The sequence below is a fragment of the Mesorhizobium sp. M2A.F.Ca.ET.037.01.1.1 genome (genome assembly GCF_003998075.1).
In the GTDB taxonomy this organism is placed as follows: domain Bacteria; phylum Pseudomonadota; class Alphaproteobacteria; order Rhizobiales; family Rhizobiaceae; genus Mesorhizobium.
Window position 1 is genome coordinate 1 of record NZ_RZSA01001533.1, and the last position, 921, is coordinate 921.

Annotated in this window: 1 protein-coding gene; it reads left to right on the forward strand. The window is 56.4% G+C overall.

Features of this window, described 5'->3' with window-relative positions; translation table 11 throughout:
• Positions 1-154: 154 nt before the first annotated feature.
• Positions 155-748, forward strand: a complete 594-nt coding sequence (locus EOA27_RS38155; RefSeq protein ID WP_127258927.1) for a recombinase family protein — start codon at positions 155-157, stop codon at positions 746-748.
• The last annotated feature ends 173 nt before the right edge of the window (positions 749-921 follow it).

Sequence of the window (921 nt, forward strand, 5' to 3'; positions counted from 1 at the left end):
TCTCTACTCCATGCAACATCGCGCCGATGGCCTCCGGCATGTCCGAAAACGACCGGTTCCGTACAGGGTGAAATCGCACATGTCCACAAATTACCTTGACATAGTTATGGACATGCTCGACATTTCGGACAGCCTATTCGGACGAATCGAGTCCATGCCACGCACATTTGCCTACGTCCGTGTCTCCACAACCGGCCAAACGACTGAAAACCAGATCCAGGAAATCCAGGCAGCCGGGTTCCACATCGAGCCACGCCGCATCGTCACCGAAACTATTTCCGGCAGTGTCGCCATTGCGCAGCGCCGGGGCTTCATCCGGCTCATGGACAAGCTCGAATCCGGGGATGTGCTGATCGTGACAAAGCTCGACCGTCTTGGTCGGGACGCCATCGATGTGAGCACCACGGTAGGGAAACTGGAGGAATTGGGTGTCCGGGTTCACTGCCTCGCTCTCGGCGGTGTCGATCTCGCAAGCTCCGCTGGCAAGATGACGATGAACGTCATCAACGCTGTCGCACAGTTCGAACGTGACCTGCTTATCGAACGCACGCAGTCCGGCCTCAAACGGGCAAAATCAGAAGGAAAAACCCTTGGCCGACCAGCGCGGCTCAACGAAACGCGGAAGCAAGATGTTCTTGAAGGACTAGCCAGCGGCATGAGCGTTTCAGCTCTCGCCAGAAAGTTCGAAACCAGCCGACAGACCATCATGCGCGTCAGAGACGACAGTTCACGATCCGTTCGACCTTAGCGTATGATTTCGAGCGGTTCTTGTTCTGATGAGGTGGATGTTCTCCGCGCCCCGCGCGACCTTAAGCGCGGTGTTTGCAGCCAGCAGCGAGGAAGGAGACCACCATGCATGTAGTGACAATCGGTTTGGACCTGGCCAAGAATGTCTTTCAGGTGCACGGCATTGATGGCGAA

What these genes read in the sequence shown, in the direction of transcription:
- EOA27_RS38155 (WP_127258927.1), top strand. Translation starts at nt 155, where the DNA reads ATGCCACGCACATTTGCCTACGTCCGTGTCTCCACAACCGGCCAAACG.